Genomic DNA, 23,653 nt, shown 5'->3' on the forward strand with positions numbered 1-23,653 from the left:
ACGCATATGCGGACCGCGCGAATGAAAAAGACCCCGGAACCGCAATGCGGTCCGGGGTCCGGCAATCATCGGAACGTGTGGACCGGAGGTTATTTCCAGTCGCGGATGTCGACGAAGTGGCCGGCGATCGCCGCCGCCGCCGCCATGGCCGGCGACACCAGATGGGTGCGGCCCTTGAAGCCTTGCCTTCCCTCGAAATTGCGGTTCGAGGTCGAGGCGCAGCGTTCATGCGGCTTCAGCCGGTCGTCGTTCATGGCAAGGCACATCGAGCAACCCGGCTCGCGCCAGTCGAAGCCGGCGGCGAGGAAGATCTTGTCGAGACCCTCGGCTTCCGCCTGTTCCTTGACCAGGCCGGAGCCCGGCACGATCATGGCGTTGACGCGCGGATTGACGGTCTTGCCCTCGATTACCTTGGCGGCGGCGCGAAGATCCTCGATGCGGCCATTGGTGCAGGAACCGATGAAAACACGGTCGAGCGCGATGTCGGTGATCTTGGTGCCCGGCGTCAGGCCCATATAGTCCAGCGCCCGCTGCTTGGAGGTGCGCTTGTTCTCGTCGGCGATATCGTCCGGGTTCGGCACGATGCCTTGCACGGAGACGACATCCTCGGGCGACGAGCCCCAGGAAACGATCGGCGGCAGCTTGGCCGCGTCGAGCACGATCACCTTGTCGAAATGCGCGCCTTCGTCCGACTGCAGCGTCTTCCAATAGGCGAGCGCGGCGTCCCAGGCCGCGCCCTTCGGCGCGCGCGGCTTGTCCTTGACATAGGCGAAGGTGGTCTCGTCGGCGGCTATCAGGCCGGCGCGCGCGCCGCCCTCGATCGACATGTTGCAGATCGTCATGCGGCCTTCCATCGACAGCGAGCGGATCGCCTCGCCGGCATATTCGATGACATAGCCGGTGCCGCCGGCGGTGCCGATCTCGCCGATGATGGCGAGGATGATGTCCTTGGCGGTGACGCCTTCCGGCAGCTGGCCGTCGACGCGCACCAGCATGTTCTTGGCCTTGCGCTGGATCAGCGTCTGCGTCGCCAGCACATGCTCGACTTCCGACGTGCCGATGCCGTGCGCCAGCGCGCCGAACGCGCCATGCGTCGAAGTGTGGCTGTCGCCGCACACGATCGTCATGCCGGGCAGCGTAAAGCCCTGCTCGGGACCGATGATGTGAACGATGCCCTGGCGGATATCATTCTCGGAATAATATTCGACGCCGAAGTCCTTGGCGTTCTTGGCCAGCGCCTCGACCTGGATGCGGCTTTCCTCGTTCTTGATGCCGAACTTGCGCTCGGGCGAGGTTGAGACATTGTGATCGACGACTGCCAGCGTCTTTTCCGGATGGCGGACCTTGCGGCCGCTCAGGCGCAGGCCTTCGAAGGCCTGCGGGCTGGTCACTTCATGGACGAGGTGGCGGTCGATATAGAGCAGGCAGGTGCCGTCGTCCTGGCGGTCGACGACGTGGTCGTCGAAAATCTTGTCGTAGAGGGTGCGCGGTGCGCTCATGTGCGTAAATCCGTCGATATGAGAATGGGAAGAGTGTGACGCCGCAAGCCCTTGGCCCGGCGAAAGCGGTCTAGCTAAGTCGGCTGGTCAAAGCGCCACAGACGCGCGCGGAGAAGCGCGACGGCAGGCGTTTTCTGTCCTGCAGCACGAACCCCTTGTAGGCCGGATCGCCAAAAAGCTCTTCCATGGCGTGGCTCATACCAATGTTTTGGCTTTTCGGCAATTGCGGCGTGGCCTGGCGGGCTCCCCGCCCTCACTTACACATCTTCAGGGGCAGGAAGGGCACCAAGCTCGACGAACTCGCGCCTTTCCTCTCCCCCGTCGATCGGGGGAGAGGTGGCTCGGCGAAGCCGAGACGGAGTGGGGGTCGACCAGGCTTGGCCGTTGTTGTTTCAAGCCGGGGCGATGCCTCGCCAGATTGAGGCCCTGTGGCAAGTTGTCAGCGGCGGTGCATTCGAGGACCGCCTTCCCCCACTCCGTCGCTGCTACGCAGCGCCACCTCTCCCCCCCTCCGGAGGGAGAGGAAGGGAGCCAAGATCGGGGAACTCGCAGCTCACATCACCTCGAACACAAAAGTCTTCACCAGCGCATCCGGCTCGGCGATCGCGTAGCAGCGAAACCACGGACTTTGCTCGACCGGCCGCCATTTTCTCGCCTGCTCCAATTCGTCGAACACGGCCTGAAACCCGCCGCTCTCGAACACTGGTCGCGCACGGTGAAGATAGCGTGGCCGCGCTTTTTGGTGATGCGCACCAGTTCGTGCAGGCCCGCCGCCGGCGCGTGGCTGATGGTGAACACGCCGGTGGAAAAGAAGGCGCGGAAATGACCATCCGGCCAGGGTAGCTTCCCGCCCAGCATCGCCTGTTTCAGCTCGCTATAGGCGTTGCGGCTGCCGGCGATCTTCAGCATGTCGTCCGAGAGATCCAGCCCGGCAATGTCGCCATAGCCCAGCGCCTTCAGCGACGGACCCGACAGGCCGGTGCCGCAGCCGGCATCGAGCAGCGGCCCTTCGCCAGCCGGAACATGGCGCGCCACCCAGGCGGTGATCAGGAACGGCAGGAGATAGCCGAGCGAGGCGGTCTCGCTGTCATAGGTCGCGGCCCAGGCGGCATAGGCCTGCGCCAGTCTTTCCGGCGTGTCCGCGCCATAGACGGAATCCAGCGCCGCATTGGCCTTGTCGACGATCATGAGACCTCCCTCGATGTCGACAGGATCGTAACCCTGTCCTTACCCAAAAACTATTCCTCGTGCTGGCGGCGCAGGCGCCGCTCCAGCGCCCTGAGCGCCAGCGACAGGCCGACGGTCAGGATGAGATAGATATAGGCAACGATCGAATAGGTCTCGAAGAAGCGGAACGAGCCGGCGGCATAGATCTTGCCCATCTGGGTGATGTCGGCGACGCCGAGCACCGAGACCAGCGAGGAATCCTTGACCAAAGCGACGAAATCATTGCCGAGCGGCGGCAATATGGTGCGGATCGCCTGCGGAAAGACGATCAGCCGGAAGCGTTGCGCACGGCTCAGCCCAAGCGCCTTGGCCGCCTCGATCTGGCCCTTCTCGACCGCCTGGATGCCGGCGCGGAAGACCTCCGAGATGAAGGCGGAGTAGCCGATGGTCAGCGCCATGATGGCCCGCCACAACAGCGACACGTCGCGCACCAGGAGCTCACCCAGATAGCCCGCGCCTTGCAGCGGCGCGGTCAGCGCGTTCCAGGCCGCGACGAAGGCCGGCGCGCCGGCAAAGGCGATCCAGAACAACAGCACCAGGATCGGCACGCCGCGGATGATCTCGACATAGAAGCGCGCGATCTGGCGAAGCCAGGGCGAACCCGACAAGCCCATCAGCGCAACGCCGAGACCGATGATCGACGCCATGGCGAAGGCGACGACGGTGACGAAGACGGTGATGCCGATGCCCTTGGCGACCGTGGCGAAGACCTGGGCATAGAGATCGCTGGCCGCGATGAAAAGGGCCGCCGCCAGTGCAAGCACGGCGGCAGCGGCAAGCCACCAGGGGAATTCGGCTTTGGCGGAGGATGACGAAGGGGGTGCCATCAGGCGATGTCGCCGCGATGGAAGTCCCGAAAGGGTAGCGTCAAGGCACCCCCCTCTGGCTTGCCAGCCATCTCCCGCTCAAGGGGGGAGATCGGATCTTTGATCGGCTTTCGCCAACCATCTACGTCGACTGGAGGGCGCCGTTGGCCGAACAGCCAGTCTCCCCCCTTGAGGGAGAGATACCCGGCAGGGCAGAGGGGGGCGTTCAAGCGCAAGCTCAGCGCGAATTGCCGCGCATGACCATCATGAAATGCACGTCGCAAGGAGGCTCACTGCCCCATCTTGTAGTCAAGAAACCACTTCTTGTTCAGCGCATCGAACGTGCCATCCGCCTTGAGCGCGGCGATCGCGGCGTTGACCGGCTTCACCAGGTCCGATCCCTTCGGGAAGATGAAGCCGAAGTCCTCGGTGCCGAGCGGGCCGCCGATCAGCTTCAGCTTGCCCTCGGAAGCATCGACATAGCCCTTGCCGGCGGTGCCGTCGGTCAGCACGACATCGACGTCGCCCGACTTCAGGGCCTGCACCGTGGCGCCAAAAGTCTCGAACAGTTTGATGCGCGGGTTCTGCTCATTGCCGTCGAGCACGCTGTAGACGGCGGTGTAGAAGGGCGTGGTGCCGGGCTGCGCACCGATCAACCCGTCCTTGAAGGCGCCGAAGGTCTTGGCGTCGGTGAAGCGGCTTTCGTCGCCGCGCACCAGCATGAACTGCTCCGAGCGCATATAGGGGTCGGAGAAATCGACCTTCTCCTTGCGGTCGTCCTTGATGGTGATGCCGGTCATGCCGATGTTGTACTGGTTGTCGGAAACCGCCTGGATCATCGCGTCCCAGGAGGTGTTCCGGTAGTCGACCTTGAAATTGAGCCGCTTGGCGATTTCGTTCATCGCGTCATATTCCCAGCCGATCTGCTTGCCCGTCTTGGGATCGATGAACTGCAGCGGCGGATAGGCGTTTTCAGTCACCACCACCACTTGTTTGCCGCCGAGATCGGGCAGCGCCTGCGCGAACGCGACAACGGGCGCCAGCACCAGGGCCAGCAAGCAGGCCAGCAGCAGTTTCGACTTGGTCATGACACACTCCGGAAAATTGAAGGCGCCCGGACATGCGCCGGGCTTGCAGGAAAGACGGCGCCGACTTTAGCTTTCCGCAAGCGCCATGCAAGACGGTCCGCTGCTCAAGCTCACGCGAAAGTGGATTGCGATGCCTTCAACCTCGGAATTCAGGGATAATCCGTACCCCGCACACGGCGTGGACTACCCCAAACCCGGAACCAGCGGTTCCGCATCCGCCGACCGGTCATCGGCGGTGGCGTTGCGCAAGCCGGCGACAAGATGAGCGAGCGTCGCGTGCAGCGCTCTCGCCTCGCCAGGCTCCAGCCCATGCTGCAGGCAAGTGCCGAGGACACGTCCTTCATGCGGCCGCGCAGTGCCTGGCCCTTGCCGCATGGTGCAAGCGGAGGCACATTCCGGGATCCTTCGACTTGGAAGAGGAGTGTTGGCCTGGTGGCATCCCGTGCGGAGAAAGTTGAGACCTTTCGAGCGCTTCATAGTGCCGGTTGCTTCATCATCCCCAATCCGTGGGATGCCGCAGGTGCGAGGATGATGGCTGGGCTAGGCTTCAAAGCGCTGGCGACGACCTCCTCCGGTTACGCGTTCTCGCGCGGCAGGAAGGACGGCGCAAACGATATCAGCCGTGACGACAGCTTGACCTACGCGGCACAGATAGCCGCCGCGACCCACCTTCCGGTGACCGCCGACCTCGAGGATTGTTACGCTGCTACTGCCGACGGCGTCGCCGAGACAGTCAGGCTTGCGGCGGAAGCCGGTTTGGCCGGCGTTTCGATCGAGGACCGGATGCCTGATCCCTTGCATCCCATTCGCGATTTCGACGATGCCGTGGCGCGCGTGGCCGTCGCGGCCGAGGCCGCGCGCTGCTACAACATCGTGCTGACGGCTCGCGCCGATGGCCTTGGCAAGGGCACTTACGATCTGGATGAGGCGATCCGCAGGTTGAAGCGCTTTGAGGCGCTTGGCGCGGAAGTGCTTTATGCGCCCGGCGTGAAGGATCTCGACGGCTTGCGGACGATCTGCCGGTCGGTCGGCTCGCCCGTCAACCATGTTCTGGGCCAAGGCGCTTCCGGCTTGACGTTCGCTGAGATCGCCGATGCCGGGGTTCGCCGCATCAGCCTGGGCGGTTCGCTGGCGCGCGCGGCGGGCGGAGCGTTGCTCTCGATCCTGTCCGAGATCGCGACAGGAGAGTTCTCAAGGCTGGACACCGCGCCCTCATGGCAAACGCTGCGGCATCCCGTGAGAGATGTCGAGCGCTGACATCCCCGGGCGGCATGGCATGAATTATCCCAAACCCGGAACCAGCGGTTCCGCATCCGCCGACCGGTCGTCGGCGGTGGCGTTGCGCAAGCCGGCGACAAGATGAGTGAGCGTCGCGTGCAGCGCTCTCGCCTCGCCAGGCTCCAGCGGCACGCTGCAGGCGAGCGCCAGGGACACATCCTTCGCGTGCGCACGCAACGCCTGGCCCCTGGCCGTCGGCTCGACCAGCACGCGGCGCTCATCGGCGGCATCGCGACGGCGGGTGACGAGCCCGCCCGCCTCCATCCGCTTGAGCAGCGGTGTCAGCGTCGCGGAATCGAGGCCCAGCGCCTCGCCAAGCGCGCCCACGGTGCTCGGTGCGTGCTCCCATAGCGCCAGCATGACCAGATATTGCGGATAGGTCAGGCCGAGCGGATCGAGCAACGGTCGATAGAGCTTCGTCATCAGCCCGCTCGCCGAATAGAGCGCGAAGCAGAGCTGTTGATCGAGTCGAGGCACCTTGACCGTCCCGGCGGTCTCCGCCGGGACGTCGCTGGTGTTCTTTGTGGTCTTTCCCGTCATGCCGCCTTTACCGAAAGCGCCACCTCGACATTGCCCCGGATGGCGTTGGAATAGGGGCAGATCTTGTGTGCTTCCGATACAAGCGCTTCCGCGGCCGCCTGATCAAGGCCTTTCGTCTGGGCCGCGAGCGCGACGCCGAGCCTGAAGCCCTCGCCATTGGGAAGCAGGCTGACGGTGGAGGTAACCCCGGCATCGGTGAGCGGCAGCTTCTGTTTGCGCGCGACGAAGCGGATGGCGCTTTCGAAGCAGGCGGCGTAGCCGACGGCGAAAAGCTGCTCGGGATTGGTGGCGCCACCTGGCCCGCCGAGTTCCTTGGCCATCGCCAGATCGACCTTGAGCAGGCCGTCGGTGGTCTCGCCATGGCCGGCGCGGCCGCCGGTGACGTGAGCCTGTGTGGTGTAGAGTGCCATTGCAAATCTCCGATTATCTTGTGCGCGATTATTTAATGCACAAGATAATGCGTCGTCAATTGCCGGATGCTGTTTCCGGGGCTGAAAGCGTTCACAGTCTGGTGAAACGAAAAAAGGCGGCCGAAGCCGCCTTTTTGAATGGGATTTCCGAAAGCCTTATTCGGCCGGGGTCGCCTCGGCGGCCTTGGCTGCCTCAGCCTCGGCGGCGGCCTTCTTCTCGGCGGCTTCCTTGGCGGCCGTCTCAGCCGCCAGCGCCTGGGCGGCGGCGACCTTCTCGGCCTCGATGCGGGCCTTCTCGGCGTTCAGCGCGTCGCGCTCCTCATCGTTGAGCTTGCGGGCGCGCACGCCGGTGTTTTCCGAAATACGGGCCGACTTGCCGCGACGGTCGCGCAGGTAATAGAGCTTGGCGCGGCGCACCTTGCCGCGGCGCACGATCTCGACGCCCTCGACCATCGGCGAGAAGACCGGGAACACGCGCTCGACGCCTTCACCATAGGAGATCTTGCGGACGGTGAAATTTTCCTGGAAGCCGGAACCGGCGCGGGCGATGACGACGCCTTCATAGGCCTGGACGCGGGTGCGGGTGCCTTCGGTCACGCGGACCTGGACGCGCACGGTGTCGCCGGGCTGGAATTCGGGGAGCTTGCGCTTGGCTTCGATCTTGGCGGCCTGCTCGGCCTCGAGCTGACGGATGAGATCCATCTCAATAATCCACTTCTTGTTCTTCCGACAGTCAGAGCGTCCGACACTCGCCTTGCAGTACCATTGACCGCTCGGCTATGTCCTTTGCCTCCGAGACATTCGTCTGCAAGACATCGGACAGGGGCGACTACACCGTCATTGTTGACGGGTCCGGCAGATTTTTCTTCCGGTTCGGCGCGCACATACAGCTATTTCAGCGCTTTGTCACGCCCGCGCACGAGTCTTTTTTGCCGGCATGGCACCATCGTAATCGCTTCGTGCCGGGTTGCGCCGGCCCTCAGGCCTTTCTAAGCCTGACATAACTGAGTTTTCCGCGGTGGCATTCCATGTCCGTCTTCGACGCCATCCTGCTGTTCCTGGCGGGCTTCGTGTCCGGCGCCGCCAATGCGGTTGCCGGCGGCGGCACCTTCGTCACCTTCGGCGCCATGACACTGGTCGGCGTGCCGCCGATCGTCGCCAACGCCACGTCCTCGGTCACGCAATTCCCGGGCTATATCACTTCGACGCTCGCCTACTGGACCGATATCCGCCACTTCTGGCGCGGTGCCCTGCTGCTGTGCCTGATCTCGGCGGCGGGTGCGCTGGCCGGCGCCTTCATCCTTCTGGCACTGTCCAACCCGTCCTTCCGCGCCCTGGTGCCGTGGCTGCTTTTGGGCGCGACCGCCCTGTTTGCCGCCGGGCCGTGGCTGAAGCCGGCGCCAAAGCCCGGTCATGAGGCGGCGGTCGGCTCGCTCGCCGGTCTGCTGGCACAGTTCGTCACCGCCATCTATGGCGGCTTCTTCGGCGCCGGCATGGGCGTGATGATGCTGGCGACGCTTGGCCTGACGCAGGCCGGCGACTACCACCGGCTGAACGCGCTGAAGAACATGTTGGCCGTGGTCGTCGCCGCGGTGGCGATCATCGTCTTCGTCTCGGGTGGCGTCGTCGCCTGGCCGCAGGCGATTGTGATGATTCCAGGCGGTGCGCTCGGCGGCTATGCCGGCGTCTGGATCGCCAAGCGCGTGCCGCAAAACGTGGTGCGCGGCTTCGTCGTCGCCGTCGGCCTGTTTTTGGCGTTTTACTATTTCGGCAAGGGGTGAGCGCCGAAGAGGTCCGGCCGCCGCTCCCTCGTCAGCTTCTCCGACTCCGCCCGCCGCCAGGCGGCGATCTTCTTGTGATTGCCGGAGATCAGCACTTGCGGAATCTCCCGGCCCTCGAATTCCTGCGGCCGCGTGTAGTGCGGATGTTCGAGCAAGCCATTCTCGAAACTCTCTTCCTCGCCCGACACCGCATTGCCCATCACGCCGGGCAGCAGCCGCACCACCGCGTCGAGCAGCACGAGCGCCGCCGGCTCGCCGCCAGAGAGGATGAAATCGCCGATCGAAACTTCCTCCAATCCCCGAGCCTCGATCAGCCGCTGGTCGACGCCCTCGAAGCGGCCGCACAGGATGACGGCGCCCGGCCCGGCGGCAAGCTCGCGTACTCGTTCCTGGGTCAGCGGTTTACCGCGCGGGCTCATCAGAAGGCGCGGACGCGCATCGCCCGGCGGTGAGGCATGGTCGATGGCTTTGGCCAGGACATCGGCGCGCATCACCATGCCAGCACCGCCGCCGGCCGGCGTGTCGTCGACGGTGCGGTGCTTGTCGGTGGCGAAATCGCGGATCTGGATCGCCTCCAGCGACCAGGTCCCGGCCTCGAGCGCGCGGCCCGCCAGCGACAGGCCGAGCGCGCCAGGAAACATCTCGGGATAGAGCGTCAGCACCGAGGCCTGGAATGTCACCGGTTGCCCCCGGCGTCGCGCGGCCCGCGCGGCCTGCCCTTCGGGTCGAAATCTTCCTCGCGCGGCGCCTCGCCATCCTCGTCCTCGACCAGCCCGGCCGCCACCGGGTCGACGCGGACAAAGCCCTCGGCGATCGACACGTCAGGCACGGCGGCCTGGGTGAACGGGATCAGCACGCCCTTGCGGCCGGCAAGCGTCACGTCGAGAATGTCGCCGCCGCCGAAATTATGCACCGCGACCACCTTGCCGAGCGCGGTGCCGGTGTCGTCGCGAACCTCCAGTCCGACCAGGTCGGCATGGTAGAACTCATCCTCCTCGCCATCGTCCGGCAGCATCGAGCGATCGACGAACAATTCCGTGCCGGCGAGCGCTTCGGCGGCATTGCGGTCGCTGATGCCCTTGAACCGCACCACGACGACGGTGTTGGCCGGCCTTATGTCCGTGATCTGGAAGGCGCGGCCGTCCCTGGCATAGAGCGGCCCATAATCGGCCAGCGCCATCGGATCGCCGGTGAAGGTCTTCACCCTGAGTTCGCCCTTGATGCCATGGGCGGCGCCGATCACGGCCATCTGGACAGGGTTTTGCGGCTTGCTCATCGCGAATATCCTTTGGCCTGCTCTAACCCCACGCGGCTGTCATTTCAATGACGCGCTCTTCACCGCTTCCTAACCCGGATACAAGAAAATGCCGCCATGCAGGAATTCCTCATCCCGGCGAAACCCGATCTCCAGGCGGCGCGTGAAAGCTGGCTGAAGATGCTCGCGCGTGAACGTCGCCTGTCACCCGAGACAGTGGAAGCCTATGAGCGAGACACGCGCCAGTTCCTGCATTTCCTCACCGGCCATTGCGGCGGCTCGCCCGGCGTCTCCGACATCGCCAATCTGCGTCCGGCCGATCTGCGCGGCTTTCTTGCCGCCCGCCGCAACGCCGGCGCCGGCGCCCGCACGCTGGGCCGAGGTCTGGCCGGCATCCGCTCACTGCTGCGTTTCCTCGAACGCCGTGGCCTGGTCAACGCCGCTGGCGCCGCCGCGCTGCGCGCGCCGCGCCAACCCAAATCGCTGCCAAAACCGCTGACGGCGAGCGACGCCAGACAGGTCGTATCGGTGGAAGGCCAGCTGGCCGAGGAGCCCTGGATCGCCGCCCGCAACGCCGCCGTGCTGACGCTGCTCTACGGCTCGGGCCTGCGCATTTCCGAGGCGCTCGGCCTCGCCGGCGCCGATCTGGCCTCGGAGGCCGACACCGTGCTGCGCGTCACCGGCAAGGGCGGCAAGACGCGGCTGGTGCCGGTGCTGCCGGTGGCGCTCAGGGCTATCACCGAATACCGCCGGCTCTGCCCCTACCATCTCGATCCCAAGGAACTCCTGTTTCGCGGCGCGCGCGGCGGCCCGCTCAACCCGGCCATCATCCAGCGCGACATGGCCAAACTGCGCTCGGCGCTCAACCTGCCCGACACCGCGACGCCGCACGCGCTGCGCCATTCCTTCGCCACGCACCTGCTCGGCCGTGGCGGCGATCTGCGCACCATCCAGGAACTGCTCGGCCACGCCAGCCTGTCGACGACGCAGATCTACACCGGCGTCGACACCGCAAGGCTGCTGGAAATCTACGAATCGGCCCATCCAAGGGCGTGACCTCTTCAATTTCGTGCCCCCAATTAACCGTTTTGCCGCTTTTCATCCTTAGAAAGGGGTCATGAAACGCGTCATTGCCATCGCCGACCGTGCAGCTTCCATCTCGCTGAAGCTGCTTGTCGCGCTCAACGTGCTGTTTTTCCTGTCCTTCCTGGCCGTCCTGCTGTTCGCGGCCGGCAGGGCGCATGCGGAAGTCCCGACCTGCAGCGGCGCCGACATGCTGTCGGCCCTGCAGAAGAGCAGCCCTGCCACCTACAGCAAGATCGAGGCGGAAGCCGCCGCCACGCTGAATGGCAAGGGCCTGTTGTGGAAGCTGGAGAAACCGGGCGAACAGCCCTCCTACCTGTTCGGCACCATGCACATGACCGACCCGCGCGTCACCACGTTGCCGCCCGAGGCACAGAAGGCCTTTGACGCCGCCGGCACCCTCATCATCGAAACCACCGACGTGCTCGACAAGCAGAAGATGATGACGGCGATGCTGAAGGAGCCGGACCTGATGATGTTCACCGACTCCACGACGCTGTCATCCTTGCTGAAGCCGGACGAAGCGGCGGCGATGAACGCCGCACTCGACGCGCGCGGCATCCCGCCGGCAACCGTCGCCAAGATGAAGCCGTGGATGCTGTCGGCGATGATGGCGCTGCCGGCCTGCGAACTCGCCCGCCAGTCCGGCGGGGCACCGGTGCTCGACGTCAAGCTGGCCGAGAGCGCCAAGGCGGCCGGCAAGCCGGTGGAAGGTCTGGAGACGGCCGAAAGCCAGTTGCGCGCCATGGCCTCGCTGCCGCTCGCCTTTCATATGAAGGGCCTGGTCGACACGCTGAAGCTCGGCGACAAGGTCAACGACATCAACGAGACCATGATCGTGCTCTACCAGCGCGGCGACACCGGCATGTTCTGGCCATTGTTCCGCGCCGCCATGCCGGACGAGCAGAACGATCCCTCGGGCTATGCCGCCTTCGAGGAAACCATGATCACCAGCCGCAACAAGGTGATGGTCGATCATGCCGGGCCGATCCTGACCAGGGGCAACGCCTTCATGGCGGTCGGCGCGCTACACCTGCCCGGTCCCGAGGGACTGGTCGAGGATTTCCGCAAAGCCGGCTATACTGTCACCGCCGTCAATTGAGTCGGATGGCAGCGGGGGGACCAAAACGCCGCGTTTCCGGCGGTTTCCTTCGCCAGAGTGAAACCCATTCAACGGTTGCGCGTTGATGGCTATTGATTGATCATTTTCATCCACGGAGGACACTTTTATGGCGAATCCATCGAACGACACTCCCAGGCCAAGCGGCGGCGGCGGCGGCAGCCCCTGGCTGATTGCGCTGGTCGTCGTTATCCTGGCGATTGTCGCATATTACGTTTTCGGCAGAAGCGGCGAGCATCCGGCACCCGCCGAAGCGCCGGCGGCCAGCACACCGGCTCCCGCGCCAGCTCCGGCAGAACCGATGAAGCCCGCTGAACCGGCCAAGCCAGCAGAACCAGCTCCTGCTCCGGCACCCGCGCCCGCGCCGGCCCCTGCGCCCGCGCCGGCCCCTGCGCCCGCGCCCGCACCAGCGCCTGCTCCAGCACCGGCCAACTGATCGACCCGGCACCAGATACCAACGGCCCGCTGAAATGCGGGCCGTTTTGTTTTGGGTGATGACCGTTGGGGGCCTTGGCAGCGGAGCAGAATTCCGCACCGCAGGAGCGCTCTGAAGCCACGGCATGGATCCCTTGGGCTGCGGACCAGCTCCAGGGGTCTGCGCCGCGTCGCTTCGCTCCTTGCTCCGCCATAGGACGACGAAGCGCTGGGCGCCCTCAGATATGGATCGGCTTGAAGAAGGTGGCCAGCGCCGCTTCCTTCACCGCTTCCGACATCGTCGGATGCGCATGGCAGGTGCGGGCGAGATCCTCCGACGAGCCGCCGAACTCCATCAGCACCGCCGCTTCGTGGATCATCTCGCCGGCGCCGAAGCCGACAATGTGCACGCCGAGCACGCGGTCGCTGGCCTTGTCGGCGAGGATCTTCACAAAGCCGTCCGTGTGCAGCATGGCGCGGGCGCGGCCATTGGCGCTGAAGGGGAATTTGCCGACCTTGTAGTCGATGCCGGCCTTCTTCAGCTCCTCCTCGGTCTTGCCGACCGAGGCGATTTCCGGACTGGTGTAGACGACGCTCGGAATGACCTCGTAGTTCACATGGCCCACCTGGCCGGCGATGGTTTCGGCCACCGCCACGCCCTCATCCTCGGCCTTGTGCGCCAGCATCGGCCCGGCGATGACATCGCCGATGGCATAGATGCCCGGCACATTGGTCTTGAGATGCCCGTCGGTCTTGACCCGGCCGCGCTCGTCGACCTCGACGCCCGCTTCCTTCAGCCCGAGACTGTCGCAATAGGCGCGGCGCCCGGTGGCGATCAGCACGACATCGGCAGCGATGGTTTCGGCGGCGCCACCCTTCACCGGCTCGAAGCTGACGGTCGCACCCTTCTTGGCCTTGGCGACGCCGGTGACCTTGGCGCCGAGCTTGAATTCGAAACCTTGCTTGGACAACAGCCGCTGGAACTGCTTGGAGACCTCGCCGTCCATGCCGCCGAGGATCGTGTCGAGGAACTCGACGACGGTGACCTTGGCGCCGAGCCGCGCCCAGACCGAGCCGAGCTCGAGCCCGATGACGCCACCGCCGACCACCACCAGATGGCCGGGAACCTTGTCCAGCGCCAGCGCGCCGGTCGACGACACGATGATTTTCTCGTCGAAATCGACCTTGACGCCGGGAATGCCGGCGACGTCGGAACCGGTGGCGATGACGATGTTCCTGGTCTCGATCTCCTCGACCTTGCCGTCCTCGCCCGTCACCGACACCTTGCCGGCCGCCACCACCTTGCCGGTGCCGCGGAAGCTGTCGATCTTGTTCTTCTTGAACAGGAAGGCGACGCCGTTGACGTTGGACGACACCGTCGCATCCTTGTGCGCCATCATCTTCTTCAGATTGAGCTTCGGCGCTGGTATCTCGACGCCCAGCGTGTCGAAGGAATGGCCGGCCTCGGCGAACATTTCGGAGGCATGAAGCAACGCCTTGGACGGGATGCAGCCGATGTTGAGGCAGGTGCCGCCGAAGGTCGCGTTCTTCTCGACCACCGCGACCTTCAGGCCGAGCTGTGCCGCCTTGATGGCGCAGACATAGCCGCCGGGTCCCGATCCGATGATAACGACGTCATAAGCCATGATACTGTCCTTCTGTTTTGAGCATGATGCCGAAAAGTGTGACGCGGTTTTCGGATAACATCATGCTCGAACTGCATGAGCGCTCAGCGGCCGCCGCTGACATTCAGGATCGCGCCCGTCGTATAGGACGCGGCGTCGGATAGAAGATAGAGAACCGCACCCGCGACTTCATCCGCGGTGCCGGCTCTTTTCATCGGCAGCGTGTCCTGGATCAGCGCCACCCTATCCGGCTGTCCGCCGGAAGCATGGATGTCGGTGTCGATGATGCCCGGCCGCACCGCATTGACGCGGATGCCTTCCAGCGCCACCTCGCGGGCGAGCCCGACGGTGAACGTGTCGATGGCGCCCTTGGAGGCGGCATAGTCGACATAATTGTCCGGCGCGCCCAGCACCGCCGCAGCCGATGAGATGTTGACGATGGCGCCGCCCTTGCCGCCATGGCGCGTCGACATGCGCTTGACCGCCTCGCGGCCGCACAGAATGGAACCGACGACATTGATGCGCATCATGCGCTCGAGCCGTGCCGCGCTCATCTCCTCGACACGCGCCTTGGCGTCGACAATGCCGGCATTATTGACGAAGGCGTCGAGCCGGCCGTAGCTGCGGTCGACGGCCTCGAAGATGGAGATGATATCGGGCTCGCTGCCGACATCGCCCTTGACCGCGAACGCATCACCGCCGGCAGCCTTGATTTCACCGACCAGCGCATCAGCGGCAGCGTTGTTCGAGGCATAGTTGACCGCGACGCGATAGCCGGCCTTGGCCCCAAGCCGACAGACGGCGGCGCCGATGCCCCGGCTGCCGCCGGTGACCAGCAGCACTTTTTGCGCCTCGCTCATTCCTGGCATCCCTTCAGCGTGAACACATCCGACGGCACTTTCGAAAAGCCGCCGCCGCCATAGGCCGGTGACTGACGCAGCGCCGGACCGAGATCCGGCAGGATCAGCGTCTTCGGCGCCTCGACGCCTTGCGCCGGCAAAAGCCCGATGCTGCCCTTGTCGTCGGACGTGTAGATGACGCCGTGCCAGGGGGTGCAGGCGGCGAGCTCGGCGCCGGTGGTGTCGCCCTCGGGGCATTTGTACATCAAGGAACCGTTCGGCCGTGCCACGCCTTCGTTCCACATGACGATGCCGTTCAGCACGACATTGTTGTCGAGGATCATGCGGAAACTGTTGGTGACGGTGGCGGAGGTGCCGGTGGGGGTAAAATCGATCTCGCTGCCGCTTTGCGCATCGCCATAGACGGCGAGTTCGATCGGGCAGGCGGCATGCGCACTAGAATTCGCCGCCGTGAGAGCGGCCAAAAATCCGATTATGTGCGTAGTGGCGTTTGTCATCAGTTCGCCTGGTTGCTTTCTCGGCCGTCCGCGTTTTCGAGCACTTCGAAGTCCGTCATCAGGAGAAGTGGTTCGCCGGCTGTATCCAAACCCCAGAAGGACTTATACGTGCCGTCACCGAAGCCAGTGTCGAACATGGCGACATTGAGCGGGTTCCCATCAATCGGATGATCCATGCCAAACCTGTCGAGAGAACACGCAACGTCAGCAAGATAGTCGTCGAGTTCCTCCAGATCGGTCATCGGCGTGAGGACCGACTTGTCCATGAAAGATGCAACCGCGTCATCGACGATAAACTCAAACTCGTAGGCCGATGGGCGATCGCGAGCGAAGGTGGCCAATTCCCAGCGAGCCGGCAAGCCGGAGCCAAACCGCAAGACGGCTGCCGCAACCCGGCCTTGCGACTCAAGCACGGTCACCGGGTAGCGTCCCGGTCTGACCCTGCGGCTAAACACAGGCCGTTCCAGCCCGGTGATAAGCGGATCGCAAGCGATGATTTCGCCAGTCGGTAGCTCAAGCTCGCCGACCGTAGCGATGGTGATCTTCCGCTCCGCCATCTCGGCTTCGCTTAGGGCGAAGACGCCGAGATTGCTGCTAACCTCCGAGGCGTCCCAATCGGCGGGCGAAGCGACCACAGGCAAATCGGAGAAAAGCCAGGCACGTCCACGCCGAAACAATCGGCGTAAGGTATCCGGCCAGCCGCTCATTGCGGATCAGCCCCGCTCACAGATCGAGCACCAGCCGTTCCGGATCCTCCAGGCTTTCCTTGACGCGCACCAGGAAGGTCACGGCTTCCTTGCCGTCGACGATGCGGTGGTCGTAGCTGAGCGCCAGATACATCATCGGCCGGATAACGATCTGGCCGCCGACCACGACAGGCCGGTCCTGGATCTTGTGCATGCCCAGGATGCCCGACTGCGGCGCGTTGAGGATCGGCGTCGACATCAGCGAGCCGTAGACGCCGCCATTGGAAATCGTGAAGGTACCGCCCTGCATGTCGGCGACCGACAGCTTGCCGTCGCGCGCGGCGATGCCCAGCCGGCCGATCTCCTTCTCGATCTCGGCGATCGACATCTGGTCGGCATCGCGCACGACCGGCACGACGAGGCCCTTCTCGGTGCCGACGGCGACGCCGACATGGGCAAAGTTCTTGTAGATGATGTCGGTGCCGTCGATCTCGGCATTGACCGCCGGGATTTCCTTCAGCGCGTGGGTGACGGCCTTGGTGAAGAAGCCCATGAAGCCGAGCTTCACGCCGTGCTTCTTCTCGAACACGTCCTTGTACTTGGTCCGCAGCGCCATCACCGCCGACATGTCGACCTCGTTGAAGGTGGTGAGCATGGCGGCGGTCGACTGCGCTTCCTTCAGCCGGCGCGCAATGGTCTGGCGCAATTTGGTCATGCGCACGCGCTCTTCGCGCGAGGCATCGTCGCCGGAAGATGGCGCGCGCGCCGAAATCGGTGCCGGCGCCGCCTTCGGTGTCTCGGCCGGCTGCGACGGCGCACCCTTGGCGATGGCGTCGAGCACGTCGCCCTTCAGCACCTGGCCGCGCTTGCCCGAACCGGAAACCTGGTCGACCGACAGATTGTGCTCGGCGATCAGCTTTGCCGCCGCCGGCGCCGGCGGCATGCTGCGCGGCTCGATGGAACCGGCATCGCCGGCGACCTTGGCGGTTTCGGCGGCGGCCTGCTTGCTGGTCGAAGCCGCATCCGGCGACGAGGCCTGAGCCACGGCCTGCGGCTTGGTCGCCGGCGCGGTGGCGCCACCTGCCGAGATCGAGCCCAGCAACGCGCCGACACCGACGGTCTCGCCTTCCTTTGCGACGATTTCGCCCAGCGTGCCGGCGGCGGCGGCCGGAACTTCCACCGTCACCTTGTCGGTTTCGAGCTCGACCAGCGGCTCGTCGACGGCAATGGCATCGCCGACCTTCTTGAACCATTTGCCGATGGTCGCCTCGGTGACGGATTCGCCGAGAGTGGGAACGCGGATTTCGGTAGCCATTGTGCCTGTCCGTTTCTGTCGGTTCTGTTCTTTATTCGCCGAGCGCGTCTTCGAGCAAGGCGGCGAGCTGGGCAAGGTGCTTGGACATCAATCCGGTCGCCGGCGACGCGGCCGCCGGCCGGCCGGTGTAGCGCACCCGCTGATGCTTGGCGTCGATATGCGCCAGCACCCATTCCAGATACGGGTCGATGAACGACCAGGCGCCCATGTTCTTGGGCTCCTCCTGGCACCACACCATCTCGGCGTTGCGGAAGCGTGACAGTTCGGTGATCAGCGCCTTGGCCGGGAAAGGATAGAGCTGTTCGACGCGCAGCAGATAGATGTCGTTGATGCCGCGCTTCTCGCGCTCCTCGTAGAGGTCGTAATAGACCTTGCCCGAACACAGCACGACACGGCGGATCTTGGAGTCCTTGGTGAGCTTGATCGGCTGGTTGGGCAACAGCTGCGCGTCGTCCCACAACAGCCGGTGGAACGAGCTTTCGCCCGAGATTTCCGGCAGCGTCGACACCGCCCGCTTGTGGCGCAGCAGCGACTTCGGCGTCATCAGGATCAACGGCTTGCGGAAGTCGCGCTTCAGCTGCCGGCGCAGGATGTGGAAGTAGTTGGCCGGCGTGGTGCAGTTGGCCACTTGCATATTGTCTTCGGCGCAAAGCTGCAGGAAGCGCTCCAGCCTGGCCGAGGAGTGTTCGGGACCCTGGCCTTCATAGCCATGCGGCAAGAGACAGACGAGGCCCGACATTCTGAGCCACTTGCGCTCGCCCGACGAGATGAACTGGTCGAACACCACCTGGGCGCCGTTGGCGAAGTCGCCGAACTGCGCTTCCCACAAGGTCAGCGCCTTTGGCTCGGCCAGGCTATAGCCATATTCGAAGCCCAGCACCGCCTCTTCCGACAGCATCGAGTTGATGACTTCGTAGCCGGCCTGCGCCGCCGACAGGTTGTTGAGCGGGATGTAGCGGGTCTCGTCGCGCTGGTCGTAGAGCACCGAATGGCGCTGCGAGAAGGTGCCGCGCTCGGAATCCTGCCCCGACAGGCGGATCGGATTGCCGTCGAGCAGGATGGCGCCGAAAGCCAGCGCCTCGGCCGTCGACCAGTCGATGCCTTCACCGGACTCGATCGCCTCACGGCGGTTTTCGAGGAAGCGGATGATGGTCTTGTGCGCCTCGAAACCCTTCGGCACCTCGGTCAGCTTCTTGCCGATTTCCTTCAGCGTCTTGACCGGCACGGCGGTCTTGCCGCGCCGCTGTTCGTCCTGGTTGTCGGCCGTGCGCAGGCCCGACCAGGCGCCGTCCAGCCAGTCGGCCTTGTTGGGCTTGTAGCTCTGGCCGACTTCCCACTCGGATTCCAGATGCGAGCGCCAGTCGGCCTTCAGCTGGTCGAGCTCGGCCTGGGTGATGTGACCCTCGGCGATCAGCCGGTCGCCATAGATCTGCACCGTCGTCTTATGGGTGCGGATGTTGCGGTACATGATCGGCTGGGTGAAGGCCGGTTCGTCGCCCTCATTGTGGCCGAAGCGGCGGTAGCAGAACATGTCGACCACGACCGGCTTGTGGAACTTCATGCGGAATTCGATCGCCACCTTGGTGGCGTGGACCACGGCTTCCGGATCGTCGCCATTGACGTGGAAGATCGGCGCCTCGATCATCTTGGCGACGTCGGACGGATAGGGCGACGAGCGCGAGAAGCGCGGATTGGTGGTGAAGCCGATCTGGTTGTTGATGATGAAGTGCAGCGTGCCGGCGACGCGGTGGCCGCGCAGGCCGGACAGGCCGAGGATTTCGGCGATCACGCCCTGGCCGGCGAAGGCGGCGTCGCCGTGCAGCAGCAGCGGCAGCACCTTGGCGCGCTCCTCCAGCGGCACGATCTCCTCGCGGCTGCGGCCGAACAGATAGTCCTGCTTGGCGCGCGCCTTGCCCATCACCACCGGGTCGACGATTTCCAGATGCGACGGGTTGGCCGTCAGCGACAGATGCACCTTGTTGCCGTCGAACTCGCGGTCCGACGAGGCGCCGAGATGGTACTTGACGTCGCCCGAGCCCTCGACCTCGTCGGGGGCGGCCGAACCGCCCTTGAACTCGTGGAAGATGGCGCGGTGGGGCTTGGCCATCACCTGGCTGAGCACGTTCAACCGGCCGCGATGCGCCATGCCGAGCACGATCTCCTTCATGCCGAGCTGGCCGCCGCGCTTGACGATCTGCTCCAGCGCCGGGATCAGCGCCTCGCCGCCGTCGAGGCCGAAGCGCTTGGTGCCCTTGTACTTGACGTCGATGAACTGCTCGAAGCCTTCGGCCTCGACCAGCTTCTGCAGGATCGCCTTCTTGCCGGTGGTGGTGAAGGAGATTTCCTTGTCGGCGCCCTCGATGCGCCCCTGGATCCAGGCCTTCTCCTCGGGGTCCGAGATGTGCATGAACTCGACGCCGAGCGTCGAGCAATAGGTGCGGGTCAGGATCTCCAGCATCTGCCGGATGGTGCCGAATTCGAGCCCCAGAACATTGTCGAGGAAGATCGGCCGGTCGTAGTCGGCTTCGGTGAAGCCGTAATTTTCCGGCGACAGTTCGTTGTAGTCCTCGAGCGGCTTGGCGATGCCGAGCGGGTCTAGATTGGCGTGCAGATGGCCGCGCATGCGGTAGGCGCGGATCATCATGATGGCGCGCACCGAATCACGCGTCGCCTGGTGCACGTCGGCGTCTGAAAGCACGATGCCGTTGGTGACCGCCTTGTCCTTGACCTTCTTTTCCAGGTGCTTCTCGACGATGCCCCAATTGCCGTCGAGCGCCGACACCAATTCGCCATTGGCCTGCAGCGGCCAGGACGGCTTGGCCCAGGAAGCGCCCTTGGCGTTCCTGCGCACATCGCCGGCATCGTCCTTCAGCCCGGCGAAAAACTCCTGCCATTCGGGATTGACCGAGGCGGGATCGTCCTCATAGGCGGCATAGAGCGCGTCGATGTAATCGGCGTTGCCGCCATAGAGGAACGAGGTGAGCGAGAACTGGTCGTTGGCCTGATCTTGTCTTGCCATGTCGTTTCAGCGGAGCCTGGCTCCGTCTCCTTACGTTTGCGGCAGCGCCGCGATAGTGGGCGATTCACCCGCCCTTCTTGTCCCCTCAAAGCCAACGAACCGCCGTCGGCTCTCATTCCATAACCGACGCTCAGCCCTTGATGGCTTCAACCAACGTCGTGCCAAGCCGCGCCGGTGACGGCGAGACCTTGATGCCGGCCGATTCCATGGCCGCGATCTTGTCCTCGGCGCCGCCCTTGCCACCGGAGATGACCGCGCCGGCATGACCCATGGTGCGGCCGGCCGGCGCCGTGCGTCCGGCGATAAAGCCGGCCATCGGCTTCTTGCGGCCACGCTTGGCTTCGTCCTTGAGGAACTGCGCGGCGTCTTCCTCGGCCGAACCGCCGATCTCGCCGATCATGATGATCGACTTGGTCTCGTCGTCGGCCAGGAACATCTCGAGCACGTCGATGAACTCGGTGCCCTTGACCGGGTCGCCACCGATGCCGACGGCCGTGGTCTGGCCGAGGCCGACATTGGTGGTTTGGAACACGGCCTCATAGGTAAGTGTTCCCGAGCGCGAAACAACGCCGACCGAGCCCTTGCGGAAGATGTTTCCGGGCATGATGCCGATCTTGCATTCGTCAGGCGTGAGAACGCCCGGGCAGTTCGGCCCGATCAGCCGCGAGGTCGAGCGATCGAGCCGCGCCTTGACCTTGACCATGTCCATCACCGGAATGCCTTCGGTGATGCAGATGATCAGCGGGATCTCCGCCTCGATCGCTTCCAGGATCGCTTCGCCGGCACCCGCCGGCGGCACGTAGATGACCGACGCGTTGGCGCCGGTCCTTGCCTTGCCCTCGGCGACTGTGGCGAAGATCGGCAGGCTCTCACCCTTCGACCCGGTCCAGGTCTCGCCGCCCTTCTTGGGATGGATGCCACCCATCATCTTGGTGCCGTGATAGGCCAGCGCCTGTTCGGTGTGGAACGTACCGGTCTTGCCGGTCAGGCCCTGCACTAGCACCTTGGTGTTCTTGTCGACGAGAATGGACATCGGAGCCCTTTTCTAAAAACTGTTGATCGAGGAAGGCGAGACGCGCCGATAGACGCCACTCACCATGTCTTGCCAGCCATCGCTGCCAGCGGCTTTGAAATGCAGTCGCATGCGGTAGGTGTCGGCGTCGTCGAAAATATACGTCACGCGCGCCGCGCCGCGCGGCGACAACCGCTCCAGATCGAGCTCGCTGCCGTTCCACGTTCCCGTGGCCGGCGAGGCCGGCACAAAGCCCATCGAATCGAACTGGTGCATGGTGACGCGGCGGTTCGGCTGGTCGAAGCCGAACACATTGTGCGAACCGAAGGAAATCGTGCCGTCGCGGCGCTGGCGATAGCGCTGCACCACGAACAGGCCGCCGAACTGCGCCTCCGCCAGAACTTCGGACGTCGCCTTGCCGGCATCGGTCCACCGCGTGGCCGCGACCTCTTCCTCGCCGCGCCACGCGCCGACCAGCACCTGCAGGCGCTGGTGATCGGCGGAAAGCGAGGAGAAGGAGGCCGCGTTCATCGGTCAGAGCCGCTTCAGGTCGGTGACGGTAAGGTCGCTCTTGGCGTTGCCGGTATTGAGCGTCGTCGCCGGCTCGAACATCAGCACCACCGGCTCGGCGGTCAGCGAACGCGGCCGGTGCTCGACACCGCGCGGCACGACGATGAAATCACCCTCGCCGAGCTCGACCGGACCGTCGCGGAAATCGATGGCGATGCGCCCGCGCAACACGAGGAAGGCTTCATCCTCATTGTCATGCGCGTGCCAGTCGAAGATCTCGCCGAACTTGGCGACTTTGGCTTGGCTGTCGTTGATGTCGCCAGCGATATGCGGATCGAAGACCTTGCTGATCTTCTGATCCGCCGCCTCGACCAGGTTTATCTTGCGTGGAGGCACAGGCTCAGCCCTTCACCGCCGCCACGATCTTCTTGGCCGCGTCGTCGAGATCGTCCGCCGACACGACGTTGAGGCCGCTGTCGTTGATGATCTTCTTGCCGAGTTCGGCATTGGTGCCTTCCAGGCGCACCACCAGCGGCACTTTTAGGCCGACTTCCTTGACCGCGGCGATCACGCCCTCGGCGATGATGTCGCACTTCATGATGCCGCCGAAGATGTTGATCAATATGCCTTTGACCGCCGGATCCTTGGTGATGATCTTGAACGCCGCCGTCACCTTCTCCTTGGACGCGCCGCCGCCGACATCGAGGAAGTTGGCGGGCTCGGCGCCATAGAGCTTGATGATGTCCATCGTCGCCATGGCAAGGCCGGCGCCATTGACCATGCAGCCGATATTGCCGTCGAGCGCGACATAGGCGAGGTCGTATTTCGACGCCTCGATCTCCTTCTCGTCCTCTTCGGTGGTGTCGCGCAGTTCGAGCACGTCGGGGTGGCGGAACAGCGCGTTGTTGTCGAACGACACTTTGGCGTCGAGCACGCGCAGCCGGCCGTTCTTCATGACGATCAGCGGATTGACCTCGAGCAGGCTCATGTCCTTCTCGACGAAGGCCTTGTAGAGGATCGGGAAAAGGGTGCCGCCATCCTTGGCCGCGTCGCCGTCGAGCTTCAGCGCGGCGTTGAGCGCCTTCACGTCATCCGCCGTGACGCCCTTTTCCGGATCGATGGCGACAGTGATGATCTTTTCCGGCGTGTCGTGCGCGACCGCCTCGATGTCCATGCCGCCTTCGGTCGACACGACGAAAGCGATGCGGCCGACCGAGCGGTCGACCAGGATCGACAGATAAAGCTCGCGCTCGATGTCGGCGCCGTCCTCGATATAGAGGCGGTTGACCTGCTTGCCGGCCGGGCCGGTCTGCTTGGTCACCAGCGTGTGGCCGAGCATCTCGTTGGCGTTGGCGACGACGTCGGCGACCGACTTGGCCAGCCGCACGCCGCCCTTTGCGTCGGGCGACAGTTCCTTGAACTTACCCTTGCCGCGGCCGCCGGCATGGATCTGGCTCTTCACCACATAGAGCGGGCCGGGCAGCGCCTTGGCGGCGGCTTCCGCCTCGCTCGCCTTGAACACCGGCACGCCTTCGGCCACCGGCGCGCCAAAGCTCTTCAGCAGCGCCTTGCCTTGATATTCATGGATGTTCATCGGGAACTATCTCCAGGTCGTTTTGCTGGGGTGG

General features: G+C 64.6%; 21 protein-coding genes and 2 pseudogenes. 4 read left to right on the forward strand and 19 right to left on the reverse strand.

Features of this window, described 5'->3' with window-relative positions; translation table 11 throughout:
• Positions 1-89: 89 nt before the first annotated feature.
• From leuC to FJV83_RS22680, 4 genes and pseudogenes are all read right to left on the reverse strand, one after another.
• Positions 90-1,499, reverse strand: a complete 1,410-nt coding sequence (leuC, locus tag FJV83_RS22655) for a 3-isopropylmalate dehydratase large subunit (protein ID WP_095774781.1) — start codon at positions 1,497-1,499, stop codon at positions 90-92.
• Positions 1,500-2,052: 553 nt separating this feature from the next.
• Positions 2,053-2,687, reverse strand: a pseudogene (locus tag FJV83_RS22665) (class I SAM-dependent methyltransferase).
• A gap of 50 nt (positions 2,688-2,737) precedes the next feature.
• Entirely contained in the window at positions 2,738-3,553 is an 816-nt protein-coding gene (locus FJV83_RS22670) for an amino acid ABC transporter permease (protein ID WP_142886483.1), read from the reverse strand.
• A gap of 269 nt (positions 3,554-3,822) precedes the next feature.
• The gene (locus FJV83_RS22680) at positions 3,823-4,620 is read right to left on the reverse strand and encodes a transporter substrate-binding domain-containing protein (protein ID WP_142886482.1); all 798 of its coding nucleotides are present in this window, start codon (positions 4,618-4,620) and stop codon (positions 3,823-3,825) included.
• 342 nt (positions 4,621-4,962) lie between these two features.
• Here FJV83_RS22680 and FJV83_RS22690 point away from each other — a divergent pair, with 342 nt between their 5' ends.
• Positions 4,963-5,877 (forward strand): isocitrate lyase/phosphoenolpyruvate mutase family protein, encoded by a 915-nt coding sequence (locus FJV83_RS22690; RefSeq protein ID WP_142886481.1) that lies wholly within the window; start codon positions 4,963-4,965, stop codon positions 5,875-5,877.
• A gap of 24 nt (positions 5,878-5,901) precedes the next feature.
• On the opposite strand, the gene FJV83_RS22695 is transcribed toward FJV83_RS22690, so the two are convergent.
• The 3 genes from FJV83_RS22695 to rplS all read right to left on the reverse strand — a co-directional run bounded on the left by FJV83_RS22695 (position 5,902) and on the right by rplS (position 7,550).
• Complete coding sequence (locus tag FJV83_RS22695) at positions 5,902-6,438, reverse strand: MarR family transcriptional regulator (protein ID WP_142886480.1); 537 nt, start codon at positions 6,436-6,438, stop codon at positions 5,902-5,904.
• Positions 6,435-6,848 carry an organic hydroperoxide resistance protein gene (locus FJV83_RS22700; RefSeq protein ID WP_142886479.1) on the reverse strand — a complete coding sequence of 138 codons (414 nt, stop codon included), beginning with the start codon at positions 6,846-6,848 and terminating at the stop codon, positions 6,435-6,437. Before FJV83_RS22700 ends, FJV83_RS22695 begins: the two co-directional genes overlap by 4 nt.
• A gap of 156 nt (positions 6,849-7,004) precedes the next feature.
• Complete coding sequence (gene rplS, locus FJV83_RS22705) at positions 7,005-7,550, reverse strand: 50S ribosomal protein L19 (RefSeq protein ID WP_019862024.1); 546 nt, start codon at positions 7,548-7,550, stop codon at positions 7,005-7,007.
• A 326-nt stretch (positions 7,551-7,876) separates the two neighbouring features.
• Between rplS and FJV83_RS22715 the strand changes: the two genes are divergently transcribed.
• Positions 7,877-8,629 carry a sulfite exporter TauE/SafE family protein gene (locus FJV83_RS22715; RefSeq protein WP_142886478.1) on the forward strand — a complete coding sequence of 251 codons (753 nt, stop codon included), beginning with the start codon at positions 7,877-7,879 and terminating at the stop codon, positions 8,627-8,629.
• Here the strand turns inward: FJV83_RS22715 and trmD are convergent.
• A complete protein-coding gene (gene trmD / locus FJV83_RS22720) occupies positions 8,611-9,309 on the reverse strand; it encodes a tRNA (guanosine(37)-N1)-methyltransferase TrmD (protein ID WP_142886477.1) in 699 nt (232 codons plus the stop codon). The two genes, FJV83_RS22715 and trmD, sit on opposite strands and share 19 nt — an antisense overlap.
• Positions 9,306-9,905 (reverse strand): ribosome maturation factor RimM, encoded by a 600-nt coding sequence (gene rimM, locus FJV83_RS22725; protein WP_095774791.1) that lies wholly within the window; start codon positions 9,903-9,905, stop codon positions 9,306-9,308. The genes trmD and rimM overlap by 4 nt, the downstream gene beginning before the upstream one ends.
• Positions 9,906-10,001: 96 nt before the next feature.
• Here rimM and FJV83_RS22730 point away from each other — a divergent pair, with 96 nt between their 5' ends.
• Complete coding sequence (locus FJV83_RS22730) at positions 10,002-10,940, forward strand: tyrosine recombinase XerC (RefSeq protein ID WP_095792249.1); 939 nt, start codon at positions 10,002-10,004, stop codon at positions 10,938-10,940.
• A 61-nt stretch (positions 10,941-11,001) separates the two neighbouring features.
• Positions 11,002-12,069, forward strand: a complete 1,068-nt coding sequence (locus FJV83_RS22735) for a TraB/GumN family protein (RefSeq protein WP_142886476.1) — start codon at positions 11,002-11,004, stop codon at positions 12,067-12,069.
• A gap of 671 nt (positions 12,070-12,740) precedes the next feature.
• Here the strand turns inward: FJV83_RS22735 and lpdA are convergent.
• The 10 genes and pseudogenes from lpdA to sucC form a co-directional block, all read right to left on the reverse strand.
• Positions 12,741-14,156, reverse strand: a pseudogene (gene lpdA, locus FJV83_RS22745) (dihydrolipoyl dehydrogenase); the annotation flags it as partial.
• 74 nt (positions 14,157-14,230) lie between these two features.
• On the reverse strand, positions 14,231-14,986 hold the full coding sequence (locus FJV83_RS22750) for an SDR family oxidoreductase (protein WP_142886474.1): 756 nt from the start codon (positions 14,984-14,986) through the stop codon (positions 14,231-14,233).
• Entirely contained in the window at positions 14,983-15,483 is a 501-nt protein-coding gene (locus FJV83_RS22755) for a hypothetical protein (protein ID WP_142886473.1), read from the reverse strand. The genes FJV83_RS22750 and FJV83_RS22755 overlap by 4 nt, the downstream gene beginning before the upstream one ends.
• Positions 15,483-16,190 carry a DUF4241 domain-containing protein gene (locus tag FJV83_RS22760; RefSeq protein WP_095792253.1) on the reverse strand — a complete coding sequence of 236 codons (708 nt, stop codon included), beginning with the start codon at positions 16,188-16,190 and terminating at the stop codon, positions 15,483-15,485. The genes FJV83_RS22755 and FJV83_RS22760 overlap by 1 nt, the downstream gene beginning before the upstream one ends.
• A 16-nt stretch (positions 16,191-16,206) precedes the next feature.
• Positions 16,207-17,484, reverse strand: a complete 1,278-nt coding sequence (gene odhB, locus FJV83_RS22765) for a 2-oxoglutarate dehydrogenase complex dihydrolipoyllysine-residue succinyltransferase (RefSeq protein ID WP_095774798.1) — start codon at positions 17,482-17,484, stop codon at positions 16,207-16,209.
• Between the two features lie 31 nt (positions 17,485-17,515).
• Positions 17,516-20,503, reverse strand: coding sequence for a 2-oxoglutarate dehydrogenase E1 component (locus FJV83_RS22770; protein WP_142886472.1), 2,988 nt, complete (start codon positions 20,501-20,503; stop codon positions 17,516-17,518).
• A 130-nt stretch (positions 20,504-20,633) separates the two neighbouring features.
• On the reverse strand, positions 20,634-21,536 hold the full coding sequence (gene sucD, locus FJV83_RS22775; RefSeq protein WP_142886471.1) for a succinate--CoA ligase subunit alpha: 903 nt from the start codon (positions 21,534-21,536) through the stop codon (positions 20,634-20,636).
• Positions 21,537-21,548: 12 nt separating this feature from the next.
• Positions 21,549-22,046, reverse strand: a complete 498-nt coding sequence (locus tag FJV83_RS22780) for a DUF1579 family protein (RefSeq protein ID WP_142886470.1) — start codon at positions 22,044-22,046, stop codon at positions 21,549-21,551.
• 3 nt (positions 22,047-22,049) lie between these two features.
• On the reverse strand, positions 22,050-22,421 hold the full coding sequence (locus FJV83_RS22785) for a cupin domain-containing protein (protein ID WP_095774802.1): 372 nt from the start codon (positions 22,419-22,421) through the stop codon (positions 22,050-22,052).
• Between the two features lie 4 nt (positions 22,422-22,425).
• Positions 22,426-23,619 (reverse strand): ADP-forming succinate--CoA ligase subunit beta, encoded by a 1,194-nt coding sequence (gene sucC / locus FJV83_RS22790; protein WP_095774803.1) that lies wholly within the window; start codon positions 23,617-23,619, stop codon positions 22,426-22,428.
• Positions 23,620-23,653: the final 34 nt, after the last annotated feature.

The sequence above is a fragment of the Mesorhizobium sp. WSM4307 genome (genome assembly GCF_007003945.1).
Lineage (GTDB): Bacteria > Pseudomonadota > Alphaproteobacteria > Rhizobiales > Rhizobiaceae > Mesorhizobium.